The 20,638-nt window shown below is 58.2% G+C and carries 21 protein-coding genes; 12 read left to right on the top strand and 9 right to left on the bottom strand.

All coding sequences use genetic code 11. The annotated features are described in order from the left end of the window. Positions 1 to 48: 48 nt before the first annotated feature. The 4 genes from GNF76_RS12120 (at position 49) to GNF76_RS12105 (ending at position 3,846) form a co-directional block, all read left to right on the top strand. Complete coding sequence (locus tag GNF76_RS12120; RefSeq protein ID WP_155583386.1) at positions 49 to 663, top strand: RNA polymerase sigma factor; 615 nt, start codon at positions 49 to 51, stop codon at positions 661 to 663. Beyond that, the gene (locus GNF76_RS12115; protein ID WP_155583385.1) at positions 657 to 893 is read left to right on the top strand and encodes an anti-sigma factor family protein; all 237 of its coding nucleotides are present in this window, start codon (positions 657 to 659) and stop codon (positions 891 to 893) included. The genes GNF76_RS12120 and GNF76_RS12115 overlap by 7 nt, the downstream gene beginning before the upstream one ends. Positions 894 to 1,230: 337 nt before the next feature. After that, positions 1,231 to 2,565, top strand: coding sequence for an OprO/OprP family phosphate-selective porin (locus GNF76_RS12110; RefSeq protein ID WP_155583384.1), 1,335 nt, complete (start codon positions 1,231 to 1,233; stop codon positions 2,563 to 2,565). A gap of 156 nt (positions 2,566 to 2,721) precedes the next feature. Further along, positions 2,722 to 3,846 (top strand): GNAT family N-acetyltransferase, encoded by a 1,125-nt coding sequence (locus GNF76_RS12105; RefSeq protein ID WP_155583383.1) that lies wholly within the window; start codon positions 2,722 to 2,724, stop codon positions 3,844 to 3,846. An 11-nt stretch (positions 3,847 to 3,857) separates the two neighbouring features. Here the strand turns inward: GNF76_RS12105 and aqpZ are convergent, their stop codons facing one another. The 5 genes from aqpZ to GNF76_RS12080 all read right to left on the bottom strand — a co-directional run bounded on the left by aqpZ (position 3,858) and on the right by GNF76_RS12080 (position 8,957). Beyond that, positions 3,858 to 4,562, bottom strand: a complete 705-nt coding sequence (aqpZ, locus tag GNF76_RS12100; protein WP_155583382.1) for an aquaporin Z — start codon at positions 4,560 to 4,562, stop codon at positions 3,858 to 3,860. A 170-nt stretch (positions 4,563 to 4,732) separates the two neighbouring features. Next, positions 4,733 to 6,565 (bottom strand): ABC transporter ATP-binding protein, encoded by a 1,833-nt coding sequence (locus GNF76_RS12095; RefSeq protein ID WP_155583381.1) that lies wholly within the window; start codon positions 6,563 to 6,565, stop codon positions 4,733 to 4,735. Positions 6,566 to 6,648: 83 nt separating this feature from the next. Beyond that, positions 6,649 to 7,212: a peptidylprolyl isomerase gene (locus GNF76_RS12090; protein WP_155583380.1), complete on the bottom strand. Its 564-nt coding sequence runs from the start codon at positions 7,210 to 7,212 to the stop codon at positions 6,649 to 6,651. Positions 7,213 to 7,215: 3 nt separating this feature from the next. Further along, positions 7,216 to 8,019, bottom strand: coding sequence for an alpha/beta fold hydrolase (locus tag GNF76_RS12085; RefSeq protein ID WP_155583379.1), 804 nt, complete (start codon positions 8,017 to 8,019; stop codon positions 7,216 to 7,218). A 14-nt stretch (positions 8,020 to 8,033) separates the two neighbouring features. Continuing rightward, positions 8,034 to 8,957: a PA3225 family LysR-type transcriptional regulator gene (locus GNF76_RS12080; RefSeq protein ID WP_155583378.1), complete on the bottom strand. Its 924-nt coding sequence runs from the start codon at positions 8,955 to 8,957 to the stop codon at positions 8,034 to 8,036. A gap of 49 nt (positions 8,958 to 9,006) precedes the next feature. On the opposite strand from GNF76_RS12080, the gene GNF76_RS12075 reads away from it, so the two are divergent. The 4 genes from GNF76_RS12075 (at position 9,007) to GNF76_RS12060 (ending at position 11,742) form a co-directional block, all read left to right on the top strand. Then, on the top strand, positions 9,007 to 9,321 hold the full coding sequence (locus tag GNF76_RS12075; RefSeq protein WP_155583377.1) for a 3-phosphoglycerate kinase: 315 nt from the start codon (positions 9,007 to 9,009) through the stop codon (positions 9,319 to 9,321). 151 nt (positions 9,322 to 9,472) lie between these two features. Continuing rightward, the gene (locus GNF76_RS12070; RefSeq protein ID WP_155583376.1) at positions 9,473 to 10,072 is read left to right on the top strand and encodes an FMN-dependent NADH-azoreductase; all 600 of its coding nucleotides are present in this window, start codon (positions 9,473 to 9,475) and stop codon (positions 10,070 to 10,072) included. A 201-nt stretch (positions 10,073 to 10,273) separates the two neighbouring features. Continuing rightward, positions 10,274 to 11,149, top strand: a complete 876-nt coding sequence (locus tag GNF76_RS12065; RefSeq protein WP_155583375.1) for a carboxylate/amino acid/amine transporter — start codon at positions 10,274 to 10,276, stop codon at positions 11,147 to 11,149. Positions 11,150 to 11,184: 35 nt separating this feature from the next. Then, positions 11,185 to 11,742, top strand: coding sequence for an RBBP9/YdeN family alpha/beta hydrolase (locus GNF76_RS12060; protein ID WP_155583374.1), 558 nt, complete (start codon positions 11,185 to 11,187; stop codon positions 11,740 to 11,742). Between the two features lie 21 nt (positions 11,743 to 11,763). On the opposite strand, the gene GNF76_RS12055 is transcribed toward GNF76_RS12060, so the two are convergent. Then, a complete protein-coding gene (locus GNF76_RS12055) occupies positions 11,764 to 13,053 on the bottom strand; it encodes a mechanosensitive ion channel family protein (protein ID WP_155583373.1) in 1,290 nt (429 codons plus the stop codon). A 192-nt stretch (positions 13,054 to 13,245) separates the two neighbouring features. On the opposite strand from GNF76_RS12055, the gene GNF76_RS12050 reads away from it, so the two are divergent. From GNF76_RS12050 to GNF76_RS12040, 3 genes are all read left to right on the top strand, one after another. Then, positions 13,246 to 14,592: a DEAD/DEAH box helicase gene (locus GNF76_RS12050; protein WP_178123293.1), complete on the top strand. Its 1,347-nt coding sequence runs from the start codon at positions 13,246 to 13,248 to the stop codon at positions 14,590 to 14,592. Between the two features lie 183 nt (positions 14,593 to 14,775). Continuing rightward, positions 14,776 to 16,482: a copper resistance system multicopper oxidase gene (locus GNF76_RS12045; protein ID WP_155583371.1), complete on the top strand. Its 1,707-nt coding sequence runs from the start codon at positions 14,776 to 14,778 to the stop codon at positions 16,480 to 16,482. Between the two features lie 10 nt (positions 16,483 to 16,492). Continuing rightward, complete coding sequence (locus tag GNF76_RS12040; protein WP_155583370.1) at positions 16,493 to 17,344, top strand: copper resistance protein B; 852 nt, start codon at positions 16,493 to 16,495, stop codon at positions 17,342 to 17,344. Here GNF76_RS12040 and GNF76_RS12035 read toward each other — a convergent pair. From GNF76_RS12035 to GNF76_RS12025, 3 genes are all read right to left on the bottom strand, one after another. Then, complete coding sequence (locus tag GNF76_RS12035) at positions 17,341 to 18,207, bottom strand: DUF6279 family lipoprotein (RefSeq protein WP_155583369.1); 867 nt, start codon at positions 18,205 to 18,207, stop codon at positions 17,341 to 17,343. The genes GNF76_RS12040 and GNF76_RS12035 overlap by 4 nt on opposite strands. Positions 18,208 to 18,272: 65 nt before the next feature. Then, a complete protein-coding gene (locus GNF76_RS12030; protein WP_178123292.1) occupies positions 18,273 to 18,998 on the bottom strand; it encodes a TorF family putative porin in 726 nt (241 codons plus the stop codon). 210 nt (positions 18,999 to 19,208) lie between these two features. Continuing rightward, entirely contained in the window at positions 19,209 to 19,388 is a 180-nt protein-coding gene (locus GNF76_RS12025; protein WP_034146402.1) for a hypothetical protein, read from the bottom strand. A 335-nt stretch (positions 19,389 to 19,723) separates the two neighbouring features. Here GNF76_RS12025 and GNF76_RS12020 point away from each other — a divergent pair, with 335 nt between their 5' ends. Next, the gene (locus GNF76_RS12020) at positions 19,724 to 20,560 is read left to right on the top strand and encodes a CvfB family protein (protein WP_155583368.1); all 837 of its coding nucleotides are present in this window, start codon (positions 19,724 to 19,726) and stop codon (positions 20,558 to 20,560) included. The last annotated feature ends 78 nt before the right edge of the window (positions 20,561 to 20,638 follow it).

The following is a 20,638-nucleotide window of genomic DNA, read 5'->3' as shown; positions in this document are numbered from 1 at the left end:
CACACTGACTGTGTTCTTATCTTGAAATGTGTTTGTACCGAGGTCTGAATGGCAGCAGCGGACGACTCGCACCTGCTCGAACGACTGCTCAAGGGTGAGCAGCGTGCCTACAAGGAATTGGTCGCGACCTACCAGAGCGCCATGCGCGCCGTTGCCTATGCCATTGTTGGGCAGCGTCATGCCGATGAAGTGGTGCAGGACGCGTGGCTCTCGGTGGTGCGCAACCTGGGCAAATTCGAGGGGCGTTCCAGCCTCAAAACCTGGCTACTGACTATTACCGCTAACGCTGCCAAAGGCCGTTACAAACAAAATCGCCGGGAGGTCCTGCTGGATGACCTGCCGTCGCCCCACGGTACCATCGGTGATGATCGCTTCGTACCGGAGGATGGCCACTGGTTGGTCGCACCGTTTGCCTGGCATCAGGACACGCCTGAAGCGTTGCTCACCGAGAATGAGCTGCGCGAATGCCTGGAGCACACGCTGCTGAGCCTTTCCGAGCTGCAAAGCAGTGTGTTGCTGTTACGCGAACGCCAGGGGCTGGAGTTGGAGGAGATTTGTAATCTTCTGGAGATCTCGCTCTCCAATGTTCGTGTGCTGCTGCATCGGGCACGGCTTAAAGTCTTCGCCACTGTGGAGCATTTTGAGGAAACCGGCGAATGTTGACCTGTAAAGAACAAGTGGCACGTTCCAGTGACTATCTCGATGGGCAACTGACCTTTCGCGAGCGCTTGCTGGTGCGCCATCACCTGATGTTCTGCCCCAAATGCCGACGTTTTATCCGCCAGATGCGCTTGATGCAAGCGACCTTGCGCATCATGCCCGAGCCACCTGTGCCGGATGTCGACGAATTGGCTGAACGCTTGGCCGCCGAGCGTTCTCGCGACCCGCAGTAATCTGACAGTTTTCACAGTAGCACCCCAACCCGCGTCGGCTTCAGACGCGGGTTTTTTTTCGCTTGAAAAATCACCTGATTAAAAAAGATTTCATTTTTGTCAGTGTTTTTACATTTTGTTTCATTTGGCATTTTTGCCAATTTTGTCCGCGAAACGCTTGCAGGGCGTGGCGTTGCGCTTATTTCTATTGGCTATAAAAAAGTTCCCATGTAACAAAATCTTTATGTTGCAGCAACCCGGCTGAAATATCCCCTCGCCAAGATCCCCACCCAACACAAGCGGCTCTAGTCCGCGTGTTTTGCCAATGCACAAGACCATCAATTAGGGGAAATCTTCGATGATCCGTAAGCACTTCGCCGGTTTTGCGGCCAGCGCTCTGGCCCTGGCGGTTACCGCCCAGGCTTTCGCAGGTACTGTCACTACTGACGGCGCCGATATCGTGGTCAAAACCAAGGGCGGCCTTGAGATTGCGACTACCGACCAGAATTTCAGCTTCAAGCTGGGCGGTCGTCTGCAGGCCGATTACGGCACGTTTGATGGCTTTTACACCAAGAACGGCGACTCGGCGGATGCCACTTACTTCCGTCGTGCCTACCTGGAGCTGGGCGGTACCCTGTACAAGGATTTCAAATACCAGGTCAACTACGACTTCTCCCATAACTCGGGTAATTCCGACGACGGCTACTTCGACGAAGCGTCGATGTCTTACGTGGGCTTCAAGCCGGTCACCATTCGTGTGGGGCGCTTCGACGCAGATTTCGGCCTGGAAAAAGCCACCAGCTCCAAGTGGGTCACGGGTATCGAGCGTAACTCGGCCTACGAATTGGCTGACTGGATCAACTCCCACGAAAACGGCATGGGCATTCAGGTCAGTTCGGTAGTGGCCGACATGGCTTACCTGTCCGCCAGCGTTGCGTCCAAGGACATCAACGACAAGGACGGCAAGGGCGTGAAGCAATTTAACGGCCGTGCGGTGTTTGCGCCGATGCATGAAACCGGCAATGTCTTGCACGTGGGCCTGGATGTCGCGGTACGTGATTTGAAAGACACCGCATTCGACTCTCGTATCCGTCCTCGCCTCGGTGCACGTGGTGTGTCTACCTCCGGCGGCAACGATGCTGGCACCAACGGTAACCGCGCCACCTTTGGCGGCGGTGTGGGTCTGGACTCCGGCAACTTGACCAGCACTGATGCCTACGACACTGACACCGTGTTTGGCGGCGAATTCGCTTTTGCCACCGGCCCGTTGTCCCTGCAGGCGGAATACCTGAATCGCAAAATGAAGGCCGACAGCAGCGCCTACCAGGATGTGAAAGCCACCGGTTTCTACGGCCAAGTGGCTTACACCCTGACCGGCGAAGCCCGTGTCTACAAACTCGACGGTGCCAAGTTCGACACCATCAAGCCCGAGAACAAGCAGTATGGCGCGTGGGAAGTGTTCTATCGCTACGACAACATCAGTGTTGATGACAAGAACGTCGTTCGCAACAGCGCCACCCGTGAAACCGGCGACGCCAAGGCCAACTTGAACACCATTGGGGTTAACTGGTATGCCAACGAGTCCGTCAAGGTCTCGGCCAACTACGTCAAAGTCAGCACCGACAGGATCAAGAACGCCAATGGCGATGACAGCGGTGACAACTTTGTAGCTCGCGTGCAGTACGTGTTTTAAGCAACCTGCAACACCGCTTCAAAGCGCTCTTCCTTCATCCGTTAAAGCGCTCCTCGTTTGTTTGCCCCGCCGTTTGGCGGGGTTTTTTTATGGCCGTGAAAGTGCAGGAGCTGCGATACTCGCCCCGTCTACCAGCAGTGATCATCGGGGAAGCGGATGCCGTTACAACGTTTGAATAGCCTGTCCGAAATTGCCCCCGAAGCGTGGAATGCGTTGGTCCCCTCCGACCAGCCTTTTTTGCGCCACGCCTTCCTCAGCGCTCTGGAAGACAGTGCCAGCCTCGGCCCACACTCCGGCTGGCAGCCCGAGCACCTGCTGCATTATGAAAGCGGACGCCTGATCGCCGCGCTGCCCAGCTATCGCAAGTGGCATTCTTATGGTGAGTATGTCTTCGACCATGGTTGGGCCGATGCTTGCGAGCGTGCCGGTATCGACTACTACCCCAAACTCCTGACGGCCGTTCCTTTCAGTCCGGTCAGCGGCCCACGGCTGCTGGCGGCGAGTGTCGAGGACGGTTTTGAACTGCTCAAAAGCCTGCCGGGCTATCTGGAAATCGAAGGTCTTTCCAGTGCCCATATCAACTTCACCGATGCGTTGGCCGATAGCGCCCTGGCCCAGCAGACGGGCTGGTTGCAGCGATTGGGGTGTCAGTTTCATTGGCAGAACCGTGGTTATCGAGACTTTCAGGACTTTCTCGACGCGTTGAGTTCGCGCAAGCGCAAGCAGATGCGCAAGGAGCGCGAACAGGTCGCGGGGCAGGGCATCGAGTTCGAGTGGTTGCAAGGTCATGAGCTGAGCGAGGCGCAATGGGATTTTGTCTATGCCTGCTACGCGAACACGTACGCCGTGCGCCGACAATCGCCTTACCTGACCCGAGACTTTTTCAGTCTATTGGCCGAACGCATGCCCGAAGCGATTCGCGTGGTGCTGGCCAAACAAGGATCACGGCCCGTAGCGATGGCGTTCAGCCTGATCGGCGGCGGCAGTTTTTATGGGCGTTACTGGGGATGCCTGGCGGAGTTCGACCGCCTGCATTTCGAGACTTGCTTCTATCAAGGTATGGATTACGCGATTGCCCACGGTTTGCAGCGGTTCGACGCCGGTGCCCAGGGTGAGCACAAACTGATTCGTGGGTTTGAGCCGGTCATCACCCATTCCTGGCACTACCTGCGCCATCCCGGTTTGAAGACGGCAGTGGCAGACTTTCTGGAGCGGGAGCGGGTGGGGATTTTGGCGTATGCCGAAGAGGCGAGAACAGCCCTGCCTTATCGGCAGGGCTGAACCCGTTTGCTTCAGGCTTTCTCTTCTTTGCCCAACCAGCGATAAACCACACCGCCGACCACTGCACCGAGGATCGGTGCGATCCAGAACATCCACAACTGCTGGAGTGCCAAACCGCCGACAATCAGCGCCGGGCCAGTGCTGCGAGCCGGGTTGACCGAGGTGTTGGTGACGGGGATCGAGATCAGGTGGATCAGCGTCAGCCCCAGGCCAATGGCAATCGGCGCCAAGCCAGCTGGAGCACGACGGTCGGTGGCGCCGAGGATGATCAGCACAAACATCGCCGTCATCACCAACTCAGTGACAAAGCCCGCTGCCATCGAGTAACCACCCGGTGAATGCTCGCCATAGCCATTGGATGCCAGGCCGCCGGCCAGTTCAAAGCCCGGTTTGCCGCTGGCAATGAAGTACAACAGCGCGGCTGCGACGATGGCGCCGATAACCTGAGAGACGATGTACGCCGGTAACTCCTTGGCCGGGAACCTCCCGCCCACTACCAGCCCCACGGATACTGCCGGGTTTAGGTGACAACCGCTGATATGTCCGATGGCATAGGCCATGGTCAGCACGGTGAGCCCGAATGCCAGGGCCACACCGAGTAGACCGATCCCGACGTTGGGGAACGATGCGGCCAATACCGCACTCCCGCAGCCGCCCAACACCAGCCAAAACGTACCTAATCCTTCCGTAACGGAACGTTTGAACAGAGAAGACATGAACACGTCCTTAATAGATTGCTCTATCTGATTAACTGGTCGGTGAAGCTTCCTTGCCGCTTATGTCAGGATCCTCCTGAATCCTGATTGCAGTACAGCAGGATTATGGCGTATGACCAGTTTGATAGAGAAAAACTGTCAGAATTGTTCGGATTTTGAGACAGTTGGCGTCAGTCGATTCCTACAAAGCCTCCCGTCTGGTGCTGCCACAACCGCGCATACAACCCGCGATGAGCCAGCAGTTCGGCATGGCTGCCGCTTTCGGCGATCTGCCCCTTTTCCAGCACCACCAACCGGTCCATCCGGGCAATGGTCGAGAGCCGGTGGGCGATGGCGATTACGGTCTTGCCTTGCATCAGGGTTTCCAGGCTTTCCTGGATCGCCGCCTCCACCTCCGAGTCGAGGGCCGAGGTGGCTTCGTCCATGATCAGGATCGGCGCATCCTTGAGCAGTACCCGGGCAATCGCAATCCGCTGGCGCTGGCCGCCGGAGAGTTTCACACCTCGTTCGCCGACATGGGCATCCAGGCCGGTGCGGCCTTCGGAGTCCGACAACAGCGGGATGAACTCATCGGCGCGGGCCTTGTGCACGGCGGCCCAAAGCTCTTCGTCGGTGGCGTCGGGCTTGCCGTACAACAGGTTGTCGCGGATCGAACGGTGCAGCAATGAGGTGTCTTGGGTGATCATGCCGATCTGTTCGCGCAAGCTTTCCTGGGCAACCTCGGCGATGTTCTGGCCGTCGATCAGGATGCGCCCGCCTTGCAGGTCATACAGGCGCAGCAGCAAGTTCACCAACGTGGACTTGCCCGCACCGGACGGGCCGATCAGGCCGATTTTTTCCCCGGCTTTGATCTCCAGGTTCAGACCGCCGATGATTCCGCTTTTCTTGCCGTAGTGAAAATCCACCTGCTCAAAACGCACTTCGCCGTGGGGCACGCTCAGGGGCTGGGCATTTTCCACGTCGGTGACGGCGACCGGTTGGGCGATGGTTTTCAGGCCGTCCTGGACCATGCCGATGTTCTCGAAAATGCCGTTGACCACCCACATGATCCAGCCGGACATGTTGACGATCCGAATCACCAGGCCAGTCGCCAGGGCAATGGCGCCGACGGAGATCAGCGACTGGGTCCACAGCCACAAGGCCAGGCCCGTGGTGGTGACGATCAGCAGGCCGTTCATGGTGGTGATCGCCACGTCCATGCTGGTGACGACGCGGCTGGCCAGTTGGGTTTTCTCGGTTTGCTCGATGATGGCTTCCTTGGCGTAGTTCTGCTCGAAATGGGTGTGAGCGAACAGCTTCAAGGTGGTGATGTTGGTGTAGCCATCAACGATCCGGCCCATCAGTTTGGAGCGCGCTTCAGAGGAGATCACCGAGCGCTCCTTGACCCGAGGCACGAAGTAACGCAAAGCCAGGCTGTAGCAGACGATCCAGGTGACCAATGGAATCATCAGGCGCCAGTCGGCCTCGGCGAACAGCACCAGGGCGCTGATGGCGTAGATTGCCACGTGCCAGATGGCATCCACGGCCGCTACTGCGGAGTCCCGCAGGGAGTTGCCGGTTTGCATGATGCGTTGGGCAATACGCCCGGCAAAATCGTTCTGGAAGAAGTTCAGGCTCTGCTTGAGTACATAGCTGTGGTTCTGCCAGCGGATCAGGCTGGTCATGTTGGGGCTGATGGTCTGGTGCACCAGCAAGTCATGCAGGGCGCCGAAGATCGGGCGCAGCAGCAAGGCGACCACGGCCATCCAGATCAACTCGGTGGCGTGAATCTGGAAGAAATCGGGCGGCGGCGTGCCCTGGGCCAGGTCAATGATGCGGCTCAGGTAGCTGAACAGCGCCACTTCGATCAGCGCGCCGATCAGGCCCACTACCAGCAGCGCGGCAAAGCATGGCCACACCTGACGCAGGTAATAGAGATAGAACGGCAGGACTGTATCGGGAGGAGACGCAGTGGGGGCGTCGCGGAAAATATCGATCAGTTGTTCAAAACGACGATAGAGCATTAGGTCTGACGCCCGCCGGGCGGGCTCTCCTGTTCAAATACGCGCGGGGCCTTGTGAGCGCCGCGCGAAACTCCCTGTAGACCTCAGTCGATGCGCTTGGCCGACTTGATCAGGACAGGATCGATTGGCACGTTTTGCATGCCCTGTTTGGTGGTGGTTTGCGAATTGACGATGATGTCGACCACGTCCATGCCTTTGACGACTTTGGCGAAGACTGCGTACCCGGCATCGCGGCCTGGATCAAGGAATGCATTGTCCGCAACGTTGATGAAGAACTGGCTGGTGGCCGAGTTCGGGTCGTTGGTACGGGCCATGGACAAGGTGCCACGCACGTTATGCAGGCCATTGCTGGCTTCGTTCTTGATCGGTGCTTCGGTTGGTTTTTGCGACATTTGCGTAGTGAACCCGCCACCCTGGACCATGAAACCCGGGATCACCCGGTGGAAAATGGTGTTGGTGTAGAAGCCCTTGTCGACATAGGCCAGGAAGTTCTTGGTGCTGATCGGAGCCTTGACCGGGTCCAGTTCGATTTCGATATCGCCATTGGTGGTGGTGATCAATACGTGGGGCGCCTTGGCAGGTTCAGCAGCCATCAGGTTGGCGGCAAACAGAACGGAGCCTGCAAAGAATGCGATTTTTTTCAGCATGGGTCAGTGATCCTGGGTAGTGGTTTCGACTGTATTCAGAAAATCGAGCAAGGTGGTATTGAAGACGTCGGGTTGATCCAAGGGCGTTGCATGGCGGGAATCGTTGATCACCACCAGCCGCGCATCAGGCAGCAGTTTTACATAGATTTCTTTCTGCGCCACCGGGGTGTAGTCGTGGTCGGCGCTGACGACGAGGGTTGGACAGGTGATCCTGGAAAGTCGTTCCTGTACACCCCAGCCGACAATCGCATCGAAGCTGGCGAGGTAAGCACGTTTGTCGTTTTTTGCCCAGCGTTCGGTCATCTTGCGCCGCAGTTCGGCCTGCTCAGGTTTGGGAAAAAGCATCGTGCCCAAGGCTTTGCCGATGGTGTTCAAGCTCAGGATTCGCGCCAGGCTCCAGCGCTTGGCCCATTGCCAATAATCGCTGGCGGTGCGGACCTTGACCTGAGGCGCGCTGTTGACGATGCACAGGCTCTTGACCAACTGAGGCTCATCCACCGCCAGTTGGAAGGCGATCATGCCGCCCATGGACAGGCCCACTACGTGGGCAGGCGTCAGATGCAGATGTTCGACCAGCGCCACCAGGTCGGCGGTAAACCCAGGGATGCTGTAGCGCTCCCGGGGCTTGTCGGAGCGGCCGTGACCACGGATATCCACGACCACCAGTCGATAATGTTGTGCCAGCACCGGCACCTGCAACTCCCAATCCAGGCAACTGGAGCCCAGGCCGTGGATCAGGATCAGCGGTGTGCCATGACCATATTCCTCGTAATGCAGGGTGCAACCTTCATGTTCGAAATAGGCCATCGATGAACTCCTGTTCAGGCTTGCTGCGGTGCGGCAAAGGGGGCGTCCAGCGGTGCGGTGTCAAAGGTACGCAGCAACTCGACGAGAATCTGCGTGGCCGGGCCCAAGGGTTTGTCCTTGTTTGAATACAGGTAAAACGTCGGGTTGCGGCTGGCGCCTTTCTCCAAGGGTAGCTGCTTGAGCAGCCCTTCCTTGAGTTCGCGTTCGATCATGTGCCTCGGCAGCCAGGCAAAGCCCAGGCCGCTGCTGACGAAGGTGGCAGCGGTGGGCAGGCTGCCGACGGTCCAGCGTTGTTCGGCGCCGAGCCATCCGACGTCTCGCGGCTGCTGGCGGCCGGAATCGCGGATTACCACCTGCATCTGGCTTTCCAGGTCGTGGAAGCTCAATTCACGGTTCAGTCGATGCAACGGATGCTCTGGATGGGCCACGGCGATAAATTCCACGTCGCTCATTTCGGTGCCCAGGTAGCCAGGAATGATGAAGCCGCTGATGGCCAGGTCTGCCATGCCGTCGATCAGCAGTTCCTCGACGCCGGACAGCACTTCTTCGCGCAGGCGCACACGGCAGCCACGGCTTTGCGGCATAAAGGCGGTCAGGGCGCGCACCAGCCGGGCATTGGGGTAGGCGGCGTCGACCACCAGTCGTACTTCGGCTTCCCAGCCCTGCTCCATATGATGAGCCAGGTCTTCCAACTGGCTGGCGTTTTTCACCAGTTGCCGCGAGCGGCGCAACAGCACTTCGCCGGCTTCGGTCAGCACGGCCTTGCGCCCGTCGATGCGCAGCAGCGGCACGCCCAATTGGTCCTGCATACGGGCCACGGTGTAGCTCACCGAGGATTGCGAACGGTGCAGTACTTCGGCCGCCTGGGCAAAGCCGCCATGGTCGACCACGGCCTGCAGCGTGCGCCATTGATCAAGGGTAACGCGGGGCGCTTTCAAGATGAGCTCCTCTTGTCCTAAGCTGACAGTCCTTACTGGAGACTGCCGAATGAGAAAATTCTGTTGTGTGCTGCTGACGCTGCTGCCGTTAAGTGCGTTTGCCTATCCCATCGACGTGACGAAAAAAATCGAGGGCGTCAGTGTCGACTACAAAGCGTCTGACGTTGACGGTGATATCAGTTCGATCCAACTCAATAACTACGGCACCAACGACGCGGTGTGCAAGGTAGTCTTCACCAACGGCCCGGAATCCCCTCGCACTCGCCAAGTCACGGTCCCGGCGGGGAAGAGCACCAACACCACGGCCAAGTTCACCCGCGACATTATCAAGATGCGCATCGCCCTGACCTGCGCACCGAAATAACGCATAAGCGGAGCACGCCTACAGCAATACTCCGCTTATAAACAAATTTATAGATGGGTTATAGCAGTTTTTTACGCTTTTTTATCGAATGAGCTCTGTTTAACCTTCACTCCATCGACTTACAGCATTTACCGATGGAGCCTACATAGCCATGTCCCGTGTTCTGATCATCGAAAGCAGTGCCCGCCAGCAGGATTCAATCTCCCGCCAACTGACCCAGCAGTTCATCAGCCAGTGGCAGGTCGCCCATCCGGCCGATCAGATCACCGTGCGTGACCTGGCCATCAACCCGGTGCCGCACCTGGACGCCAACTTGCTGGGTGGCTGGATGAAGCCGGTCGAACAACGCAACGATATCGAACAGTCCTCCCTGGACCGCTCCAATGAGTTGACCGATGAGTTACTGGCCGCCGACGTTCTGGTGATGGCCGCTCCGATGTACAACTTCGCCATTCCCAGCACCCTCAAGGCCTGGCTGGATCACGTGCTGCGGGCCGGTGTGACCTTCAAGTACACCGCCACCGGTCCCCAGGGTTTGCTCAATGGCAAGCGCGCCTTTGTCCTGACCGCACGGGGTGGCATTCATGCCGGTGGCGCCAGCGACCATCAGGAACCTTACCTGCGCCAGGTCATGGGCTTTGTCGGGATCCACGATGTCACCTTCATTCACGCCGAAGGGGTGAACATGGGCGGCGACTTCCAGGAAAAGGGCCTGAACCAGGCCAAGGCATTGCTGGCCCAAGTGGCCTGATTGTTAATCGTCAGATAATCGCCCGCTGTTTATATAAGGCCACGCAACCCTTCAAGTACGCGTATCGAACCTCCCTTTGCACTTGTAGCTCCTGAGTGCTCCTGCCCGATTGACGCTTTAGCGAGATCGGGTTTTTTTTGCCTTGAGTTTCGCAAGTGTTCGAAAACCGCTAAGGTCCCGCCCATTCGATATGAGGCGAACATGGGCTACCTACTGATTGTCACCCTGATCCAGGCATTTTCCTTCAGCTTGATCGGCGAGTACCTGGCGGGGCACGTCGACAGTTACTTCGCGGTATTGGTGCGCGTACTGCTGGCGGGCCTGGTGTTTATTCCGTTGACCCGCTGGCGCTCGGTGGAGCCCGCGTTCATGCGCGGTATGTTGCTGATCGGCGCCCTGCAATTTGGCGTGACGTACGTCTGCCTGTACTTGAGCTTTCGTGTGCTGACGGTACCGGAAGTGTTGCTGTTTACCATCCTGACACCGCTGCATGTGACCCTGATCGAAGATGCCTTGAATCGGCGTTTCAACCCTTGGGCACTGATTGCGGCCTTGGTGGCGGTAGCGGGAGCGGCAGTGATTCGCTTTGACCAGATCACCCCTAACTTCTTTATGGGCTTTCTGCTGCTGCAACTGGCCAACTTCACCTATGCCGCCGGGCAGGTGCTTTATAAGCATCTGGTGGCCCGTCATCCCAGCGATCTGCCGCACTATCGGCGGTTTGGCTACTTCTACCTGGGGGCATTGGCGGTGGCGTTGCCGGCGTTCCTGCTATTCGGCAAGGCCAATTTCTTGCCGGAGGCGCCATTGCAATGGGGCGTTCTGGTGTTCCTCGGCCTGGTCAGCACTGCGTTGGGGTTGTACTGGTGGAACAAAGGCGCCTGCCTGGTCAACGGCGGCACCCTGGCGGTGATGAACAATCTGCATGTGCCGGTAGGCTTGCTGCTCAACCTGCTGATCTGGAACCAGCATGAGCCTTTGGGGCGTTTGTTCCTTGGCGGGATGGTGATTCTGGCGGCGGTGTGGATCAGCCGGTTGGGTATGAAGTCCGGGCCAGGCATACAGTCGGCGACGTAATCAGTCTTACTGGTTTTCTAAAAGGAAGCAGAAATATGACAGTTGGAGTTTTGATCTTGCCGGGCCTGTTCAATTCGGGTGAAGCCCATTGGCAGTCGCAGTGGGAGCGGCAGTTTTCAGGTCTGCACAGGGTTGAGCAACAGGACTGGGAAACCCCGGTCGCGGCCGATTGGGTAGAGCGCCTGAATCAGGCAATAGTGGCGGCCGAGGGTGAAGTCGTGCTGGTCGGCCACAGTTTGGCCTGCACCTTGATTACCCTCTGGGCTCAGCAGTATCCCGAGGCGCGCAAGGTGCGAGGCGCGTTGCTGGTGGCGCCGAGTGATACCGAGGCGGACAGCTATCCGCCGGGGACCACGGGGTTTGTGCCGATGTCGACGCAGCGCCTGCCGTTTCCCACGATCGTGGTGGCGAGCACCGACGATCCGTATGTCACCCAGGAGCGGGCCAAGATCTTCGCTCACGCCTGGGGCAGTGAGCTGGTCTGGTTGGACGATGCTGGCCATATCAACGGCCAAAGCGGTTACGGCGCCTGGCCTGAGGGCGCTCAATGGCTGTTCAAACTGACGGGCGATCCGCAGTTCCAGCTTTCGTAGCGCCCCTCGCAGTTGTCGATATCAGTTTTCCAGGGCTTCCATAGCCCTGGTGTTCTGTTTTACCGGAAACAGGCTGGCCCGCAAGTCATTGCCGCTGGGTTGCTGGTACAGGCTCAGGCCAAACTCCGGCAGCACCGCCAGCAAATAATCGAAGATATCGCCCTGGATCCGTTCGTAGTCAGCCCACGCCGTGGTGCGGGTGAAGCAGTAGATTTCCAGAGGTACGCCCTGGGCGGTGGTCTGCATCTGGCGGACCATGCAGGTCATGTTCGGCTGGATGTCCGGATGACTTTTCAAATAGGCCAGGGCATAGGCACGAAAGGTTCCCAGGTTGGTCATTCGCCGGCGGTTGGTGGTCAATTGCGCGCTGTGCCCCTGGGCTTCGTTCCAGGCTTTCAATTCTGCCTGCTTGCGGCTGATGTAATCGCTCAGCAGGTGCACCTGGGTCATGCTTACCTCTTCATCGTCCCGCAGGAACCGCACACCGCTGGCGTCGATAAACAGGCTGCGCTTGATCCGCCGCCCGCCCGAGGCCTGCATACCGCGCCAGTTCTTGAACGACTCGGACATCAGGCGCCAGGTGGGGATGGAGACGATGGTCTTGTCGAAGTTCTGCACCTTGACCGTGTGCAGCGTGATGTCCACCACATCGCCGTCGGCGCCGACCTGAGGCATTTCGATCCAGTCGCCGACCCGCAGCATGTCATTGCTGGTCAGTTGCACGCTGGCGACGAACGACAGCAGGGTGTCCTTATAGACCAACAGAATCACCGCAGACATGGCGCCCAGGCCCGAGAGCAGTAACAGCGGCGAGCGATCGATCAAGGTCGCGACGATGATGATGGCGCCAAATACGAACAGCACCATTTTTGCCAGTTGCACATAGCCCTTGATGGAGCGGGTGCGGGCGTGTTCGGTGCGGGCATAGATGTCCAGGAGGGCATTGAGCAGGGCGCTCAGGGCCAGGACCTGGAACAGAATGGTGAACGCCAGGGCGACGTTGCCGATGAACAGCGTGCTGGTCTTGCTCAGCTCCGGCACCAGGTACAGGCCGAACTGAATCACCAGGGATGGGGTCATCTGCGCCAGGCGATGGAAGACCTTGTTGTGCCGCAGGTCGTTGAGCCAGTGCAGGGCAGGTTGGCGCCCCAGCAGTTTGACGGCGTGGAGGATGAGATAACGTGCCACCCGTCCGAGCAGCAGGGCCACCACCAGCAACACCACCAGTGCCAGGCTTGAATGCAGCAGCGGGTGTTGGTCGAGGGCGCCCCAGAGGTCTTGGACGTTGAGCCAGAGCTGTTTGATATCCATGGGTTAACGCGATTCTTCTGTAGGACTGACGGGGCGATTAGAGCATTGAAGTGCTTCAAAGTTAGTGTTGCGGACAAATCCCCTGACAAAAAAGCACCTGATTAGCGTTGTTCGCGTAAAGAAACTCGGCCTGAGCGCCCGAAACCGTTACCCTATGCAGCTGTTTTTTTGTATTTCTTCGAGGTAGCACCCGTGTTTTCCCAATTCGCCCTGCACGAACGCCTGCTCAAAGCCGTGGCCGAGCTTAAATTTGTCGAGCCAACGCCTGTGCAAGCAGCGGCCATCCCGCTCGCGCTCGAAGGGCGTGACCTGCGGGTGACGGCACAAACCGGTAGCGGCAAGACCGCTGCTTTCGTTTTGCCGATCCTCAACCGTCTGATTGGCCCGGCGAAAGTCCGTGTCAGCATCAAGACCCTGATCCTGCTGCCGACCCGCGAGCTGGCCCAGCAGACCTTGAAGGAAGTTGAACGCTTCTCCCAGTTCACGTTCATCAAGTCCGGCCTGATCACCGGCGGGGAAGATTTCAAGGTCCAGGCCGCCATGTTGCGCAAGGTGCCGGACATTCTGATCGGCACGCCGGGCCGGATGATCGAGCAACTGAACGCCGGCAACCTGGACCTCAAGGAAGTTGAAGTGCTGGTCCTCGACGAAGCCGACCGCATGCTCGACATGGGCTTTGCCGACGATGTTCAGCGCCTGGTGGAAGAGTGCACCAATCGCCAGCAGACCATGCTGTTCTCTGCCACCACCGGTGGCTCGACCCTGCGCGAGATGGTCGCCAAGGTCCTGAACAACCCTGAGCACCTGCAGGTCAACAACGTCAGTGACCTGAATTCGACCACCCGGCAGCAGATCATCACCGCTGACCATAACGTACACAAAGAACAGATCCTCAACTGGTTGCTGGCTAACGAGACCTACCAGAAGGCCATCGTCTTTACCAACACCCGGGCCATGGCTGACCGTATCTACGGTCGCCTGGTGGCGCAGGAGTACAAGACGTTTGTCCTGCACGGTGAAAAAGACCAGAAGGACCGCAAGCTGGCCATCGACCGCCTCAAGCAAGGGGGCGTGAAGATCCTGGTTGCCACCGACGTGGCCGCCCGCGGCCTGGACGTGGAAGGTCTGGACATGGTGATCAACTTCGACATGCCTCGCAGCGGCGACGAATACGTGCACCGTATCGGTCGTACTGGTCGCGCCGGCAACGATGGCCTGGCCATCTCGCTGATCTGCCACGGTGACTGGAACTTGATGTCGAGCATCGAGCGCTATTTGAAGCAGTCCTTCGAGCGCCGCACGATCAAGGAAGTCAAAGGCACCTACGGTGGACCGAAAAAGGTCAAGGCGTCGGGCAAGGCTGTTGGCGTGAAGAAGAAAAAGGTCGATGCCAAGGGCGACAAGAAGAAAACCGGCGCCAAGTCGCCGACCAAGCGCAAGATCGCCAACCGGCCGAAGACCGACAACCTGTCGTTGGTCAGCAAGGACGGTATGGCCCCGCTCAAGCGCCGCAAGCCAGAGGCGCCTGCTGCTGAGTAAGGCTTGACCCATAAAAGAACCGGACGATGTCCGGTTTTTTTTCGCCCTCAGCTTTTGGTTTTGGCGGCGCTTACTGCTGGGTTTGCGCCGTTGAAGCTGACCAATCGGTAATGTAGCGCTCAGTCAGCTGACAGCTGCCGAACTCTAACCTTCAAGCACTCGACTGACAGGGCTTGAATCGGTATGCACTCCAACACTTCTCGGCGAACGTTCGTCAAAGGCTTGGCTGCTGGCGGTCTTCTGGGCGGGCTCGGGCTGTGGCCGGCGCCTGTCTGGGCCGTCGCCAGCCCCGGACAACCCACGGTGCTGGCGGGCACCGAATTCGACCTGTTCATTGGCCAGACGCCCGTCAATATCACCGGTACTGTGCGCACTGCGCTGACCATCAACGGCGGTTTGCCGGGGCCGCTTTTACGCTGGCGTGAAGGGGACACGGTGACCCTGCGGGTGAGGAACCGCCTGGCCGAGGCTACGTCGATCCATTGGCACGGGATTATTTTGCCGGCCAACATGGATGGCGTGCCTGGGCTGAGCTTCAAGGGTATCGAGCCGGGGGGCGTGTATGTCTACCAGTTCAAGGTCAACCAGCATGGGACTTACTGGTACCACAGCCACTCCGGCTTTCAGGAACAGCAAGGGGTCTATGGCCCGCTGGTGATTGATGCCAAAGAACCCGAACCGTTCACTTACGATCGTGACTATGTGGTGATGCTCAGCGATTGGACGGATGAAGACCCCGTCGCGCTGATGAAAACCCTGAAAAAGCAGTCCGATTATTACAACTTCCATAAGCCCACTGTCGGCGACTTCATTCGGGATGTCGGCAAGCAGGGCTGGTCGGCAACGGTGGCTGACCGGGCCATGTGGGCCGGGATGAAGATGAATCCCACGGACCTGGCCGATGTCAGCGGCGCGACCTACACCTACTTGATCAACGGCCAGGCCCCGGACCAGAACTGGACGGGACTCTTTCGGCCAGGGGAAAAAATCCGCCTGCGCTTCATCAATGGTTCGGCCATGACCTACTTTGATGTGCGCATCCCGGGCCTGAAAATGACGGTCGTGGCAGCGGATGGTCAACCCGTGAAACCGGTCGGTGTCGACGAGTTCAGGATCGCCGTGGCCGAAACCTATGACGTGATCGTCGAACCCACCGAGGCGGTGTACACACTCTTTGCCCAATCAATGGACAGAACCGGCTATGCCCGAGGCACGCTCACCCGCCAGGCCGGCTTGCTGGCACCGGTTCCTCCTGTGGATCCACGCCCCTGGCTGACCATGGACGACATGGGCATGGGTGGCATGGACCATAGCCAAATGCAGGGCATGGATCACAGCGCCATGGGCGGTATGGCGGGGATGTCGATGCAGGGCCATCCGGACTCTGAAAAGAACAACCCGCTAGTGGATATGCAAACGATGAACCCCTCGCCCAAGCTCGACGATCCTGGCATTGGGCTGAGAAACAACGGCCGTCGGGTGCTGACGTACGCCGACCTGCGAAGCACCTTCGAAGACCCGGATGGCCGAGAGCCCAGCCGCACCGTTGAGCTTCACCTCACTGGGCATATGGAAAAGTTCGCCTGGTCCTTCGATGGCGTGAAGTTCTCTGACGCCGAACCGCTAAGGCTGGCCTATGGCGAACGGGTCCGGTTGGTCCTGGTCAACGACACCATGATGACCCATCCGATTCACTTGCACGGCATGTGGAGCGACCTGGAGGACGAAAACGGCCAATTCATGGTGCGTAAACACACCATCGACATGCCGCCAGGCTCGCGACGTAGCTACCGCGTGACGGCTGACGCCCTTGGCCGTTGGGCTTACCACTGCCACCTGCTGTACCACATGGAAATGGGCATGTTCCGTGAAGTCCGCGTGCACGAGTGAGGAGCCGACCATGACCCGCATTTTTTATCCCGCTTCAATGGTGTTTGCTGCGCTGACCCTTGCACCTGTCGTGTTGGCCGCGAGTGAGTCGATGGATCACAGCGCCATGTCTGGCATGAGCCACTCACCCAAGGTACCGGCTACAAGCCAAAGCCGTACGCCGATTCCCGCGTTGACCGACGCGGATCGTGCTGCGGTTTACGACGCACCCGGCGGGCATATGATTCATGACAGCGGGATCAACTCGCTGTTTTTGATCAATCAACTGGAATGGCAAGGTTCGGACGATGGCAGTGCCTTGAGTTGGGACGCTAAAGGTTGGGTGGGCGGTGATGTCGATCGCCTGTGGTTGCGCACTGAAGGTGAGCGGGCGAGGGGGCGGACTGAAAAAGCCGAGATCCAGGCGTTGTGGGGGCACGCCATCAGCCCTTGGTGGGATCTGGTGGGCGGTCTACGGCAGGACTTCAAGCCAGGAGACAGTGAAAGCTGGGCGGCTTTTGGCCTCCAAGGCATGGCCCTGTACAACTTTGAAGCCGAGGCGACAGTGTTTGTCGGTGAAGCTGGCCAGACTGCCGCACGTCTGGAGGGTGATTACGACATTCTGCTGACCAACAGGCTGGTGCTTCAGCCGACGGCCGAGGTCAACTTTTACGGGAAAAATGACCCACAACGTGGTATTGGCTCCGGCCTTGCGGACAGCGAGATCGGGCTCAGGCTGCGTTACGAAATTCGCCGCGAGTTTGCACCCTACATCGGTGTCACCTGGAACCGTTCCTATGGGGCGAGTGCCGATTACGCGAGTGAGGAGGGTGAGGATCGCAGTGAGCTGCGTTGGGTCGTGGGCCTGCGTCTGTGGTTCTAAACTGAGACGCTCCTCAAGCACTTGAGCGCTTTGAAATCACTGCGCACCTTGTCGATCTTCTGCGCCAGCTTCTGGCGTTGTTGCACGGTGCTTTCGGCCATCAGGTCGACGATCAGGCTGCGGGCAGCCTGTTCCGTCTGGGCATAGGCTTGCCGGTAATCCGGGGTCCACAGGCTTTGTCGGTCCACCAGTAATTGCTGCATTTTCTGCGGGAAGTCACTGCTCTGGCGTTGCTCAACCACCGCGATGAACTGCGCCTGCCAATGGGCACGATTGCCGATCCACTGCTGGTTCTGTTCACCCAGGGCTGTCGACCAAGCCATCACTCGCCGCTGTTGGCTGGGGCTGAGCGAGCCGAGCCAGGTATCCAGACGCTTGATCATGCGCTCGCCACGCTCTTTGATTTGCTGTTCCAGTGATGGCTTGAGGTATTCGTCCTGGCGTTTGCGCAGATCCTTCGCCAGTGCCTGTTTCATGTCATTGACCTGCTGATCGTCCAACCCACGCAACAGTTCGATCGCTGAAGGCGTGATTTGCCGGGCGACTTCGGCGATCGCCTGCTTGGCTTCTTCGGTGCGGGTTTGCAGGGCGACGTCGGTGACCTGATTGTTGTCGACCATCTGCTGCAGACGATCCAGCCAATCCAGGTAGCCTGGCAGTTGCGTGGTGCAATGCCAGGCGAGGTGTTCCTTGAGGGTGTCGTTGAACCAGCTCTTTTGCCCGGCGTTCATGTCCAGGTAGTCGTTGAGGCTCCAGGGGATAATGATGTCGAGGTTGCGATAGGCCAGGCCTACCCGATTGCAGCCGGCGAGCACGAGGCTCAGGGTCAGCAGGACGATGATTGGTTTTAACCGACGCAGCATGGGCGAGTCCTTGCGCAGATGGGACAGTTCATCTGAACCCGCCATGACGGCGACAGTTCAGCCCATCAATAAAACGACCGCTCGGCCTTCAAGGTCAACAGGCCGTCACATTGCGAGTTGTGTCCGGAGTACGCCGAGCAATCGCCGCCACTGAGGCTGGAGTCGCTGTAGATCAGGTTCAGGTCGACGCCCATGACGGGGCGGGAGAATTTCACTGACCAGTCGCTGAAGCTGGAAATCGAGCCGCCATCAGTCACCGATACCGGGCTGCCCAACTGATGGGTGGTGTACTTGATGCTGACGCCGATGCCGAAGGGTTGAGTTCCACCCAGGTCGGCAAACAGCGTGCTGTCGCGGCGGTCCGGATCGTTGCTGAAGGCCGCGCCAAAACGATTGCCCAGCAGGGTCAGCCCGCCATAGAACTCCTGGCTGTCGAGGGGGCTCAACTTCGGATAGCTGTAGTGAATCATCCCCAGTTCATAGCCCAGGGTCTGATCGAAAGGGTGCTTGAAGCCCATATAGGAGTCGACTTCAAGGTTGGTGGTCGATGAAAGCCCCATGCTGGGCGACCATTGGCCGAAGTACAGGCCGCTGTCGTGGGACAGGTCCAAGCCGCCGTGGAAAGAGTCGCTACCGGCAGATGTGGGTTTGACCAGGCCTTGGGCCATGCTGCGGCTGGGGGTGGTGCCTAGCTTGAGGTCAAAGTCCCCCAGTTCACGCTGGAAAACCTGCGCTTCGGCAAGGGGGCTGGCCAACAGAGCACAGGCCAGGAAAATGCAGGTTTTGAGCACGCGTCACTCCGTGGAAAGCGAGGAGCAGTAACGGGAAATATCAGGTAAACGCCCGATTTAGACGTGTGCAAGCATACCGGCGAAAGCCTGGCGATGAGGCCCGTTCGTCGATTAGCACAATAGAAGGCGGATCAAGGGGGGTATTTCGGGCCCTAGTCCTAGCGCCTTGGAAGGCAAAGCGCTTAGGGACCAGGTGTCACGCGCGGGGTATTACTTTTTACCCAGGGTGATCTGCTTGGACGGGCCGAAAGTCTGGCCGCTCACGCCTTTGGCAATCTGCTGGATTTCGCCACCGGACTTGAGGAAAGCAGCAATCTGGCTGTTGATCGATTCGCTGGTTTCAACGGCGGGAGCTGGCTTTGCTTTGCTGTTGGATGCTTTTACACGCATGGCGGCCACTAACCTGTAGAAAATTAACTTGGCCAGCTATCGTACATGAAAAGCTTGACAATTGCTTGACAAATATCCCCCTGAAATAAGCGGCACTCTTCTGGAATGCCCAAGTTGATGTTTGAAATAAACGCCTAACTCGCTGTTTTAACTAGAAACCCATGGGTGAAAATGACCTCGAACATCAGCGAAATGTACCGTGCTGATCAGACGAGCGGAGGCCTAGTGGGAAAAGGCCGGCCCAGACCGTGATTTTTCAGGGCTGCAGACTTGCTCGGGGCTCCGTTGCCGTCAAACTCGGGTAGAATGCCGCCCACGTAACGAGGGTATTGGAAATGGCTTTAGTCGGACGCTACAACAGCTTGCAAGTGGTTAAACACACTAACTTTGGTTTGTACCTGGACGGTGATCAAGAGGGCGAAATCCTCTTGCCTAATCGTTATATTCCCAAAGATATTCCCAGTGAAGATGAAGACTGGCTGAACGTTTTTATTTATCTGGACAGCGATGACAAACTTATCGCCACCACCGAAAAACCAAAAGTACAGGTGGGTGAATTTGCCAGTCTGAAAGTGGTTGAAGTCAACAGCATCGGTGTGTTCCTGGACTGGGGATTACCCAAGGATCTGTTGCTGCCGTATTCCGAAGAAAAGCGCCAGATGAGCGCCGGTGAATACTGCGTGGTGCACGTCTACCTCGACAAACACACCAAGCGCATTACCGCCACTGCACGTCTTGACCGCTACCTGGACAAGACCCCGGCCAACTACAAAGTCGGCCAGGAAGTTGATCTGCTGGTTGCCGAAGCCACCGATATGGGCTTCAAGGCGATCATCAACAACAAGCACTGGGGCCTGATCCACAAGAACGAAGTGTTCAAGTTCCTGCGTCCGGGCAAGGAAGAGAAAGGCTTTATCAAAGAGATTCGCGCTGACGGCAACATCAGCCTGAGCCTGCAGCCGGTGGGTGAAGAGGCGGCCTCCAGCCTGAACTCGAAGATCCTCGCCAAGTTGCGTGACAACAACGGCACGCTGCCGGTCAGCGATAAAAGCGATCCGGCCTTGATCAGCAGTTTGTTCGGCGTCAGCAAAGGCAATTTCAAGAAGGCCATCGGTGCGCTCTACAAGCAGGGGCACATTGTGATCCACGCGGATCGTATTGAGCTGAGCTGACCTCGATGGGTTGTGTTGCAGGAGCACGTCTGCTCCTGCAAACAGTTGATTGTGTACAGGATGAGCTGCACCGTTGCT

Origin of the sequence: Pseudomonas spelaei (genome assembly GCF_009724245.1) — a bacterium.
Lineage (GTDB): Bacteria > Pseudomonadota > Gammaproteobacteria > Pseudomonadales > Pseudomonadaceae > Aquipseudomonas > Aquipseudomonas spelaei.
Note: the sequence above shows the minus strand (reverse complement) of the source record. Positions and strands in the feature narration are given on the sequence as shown.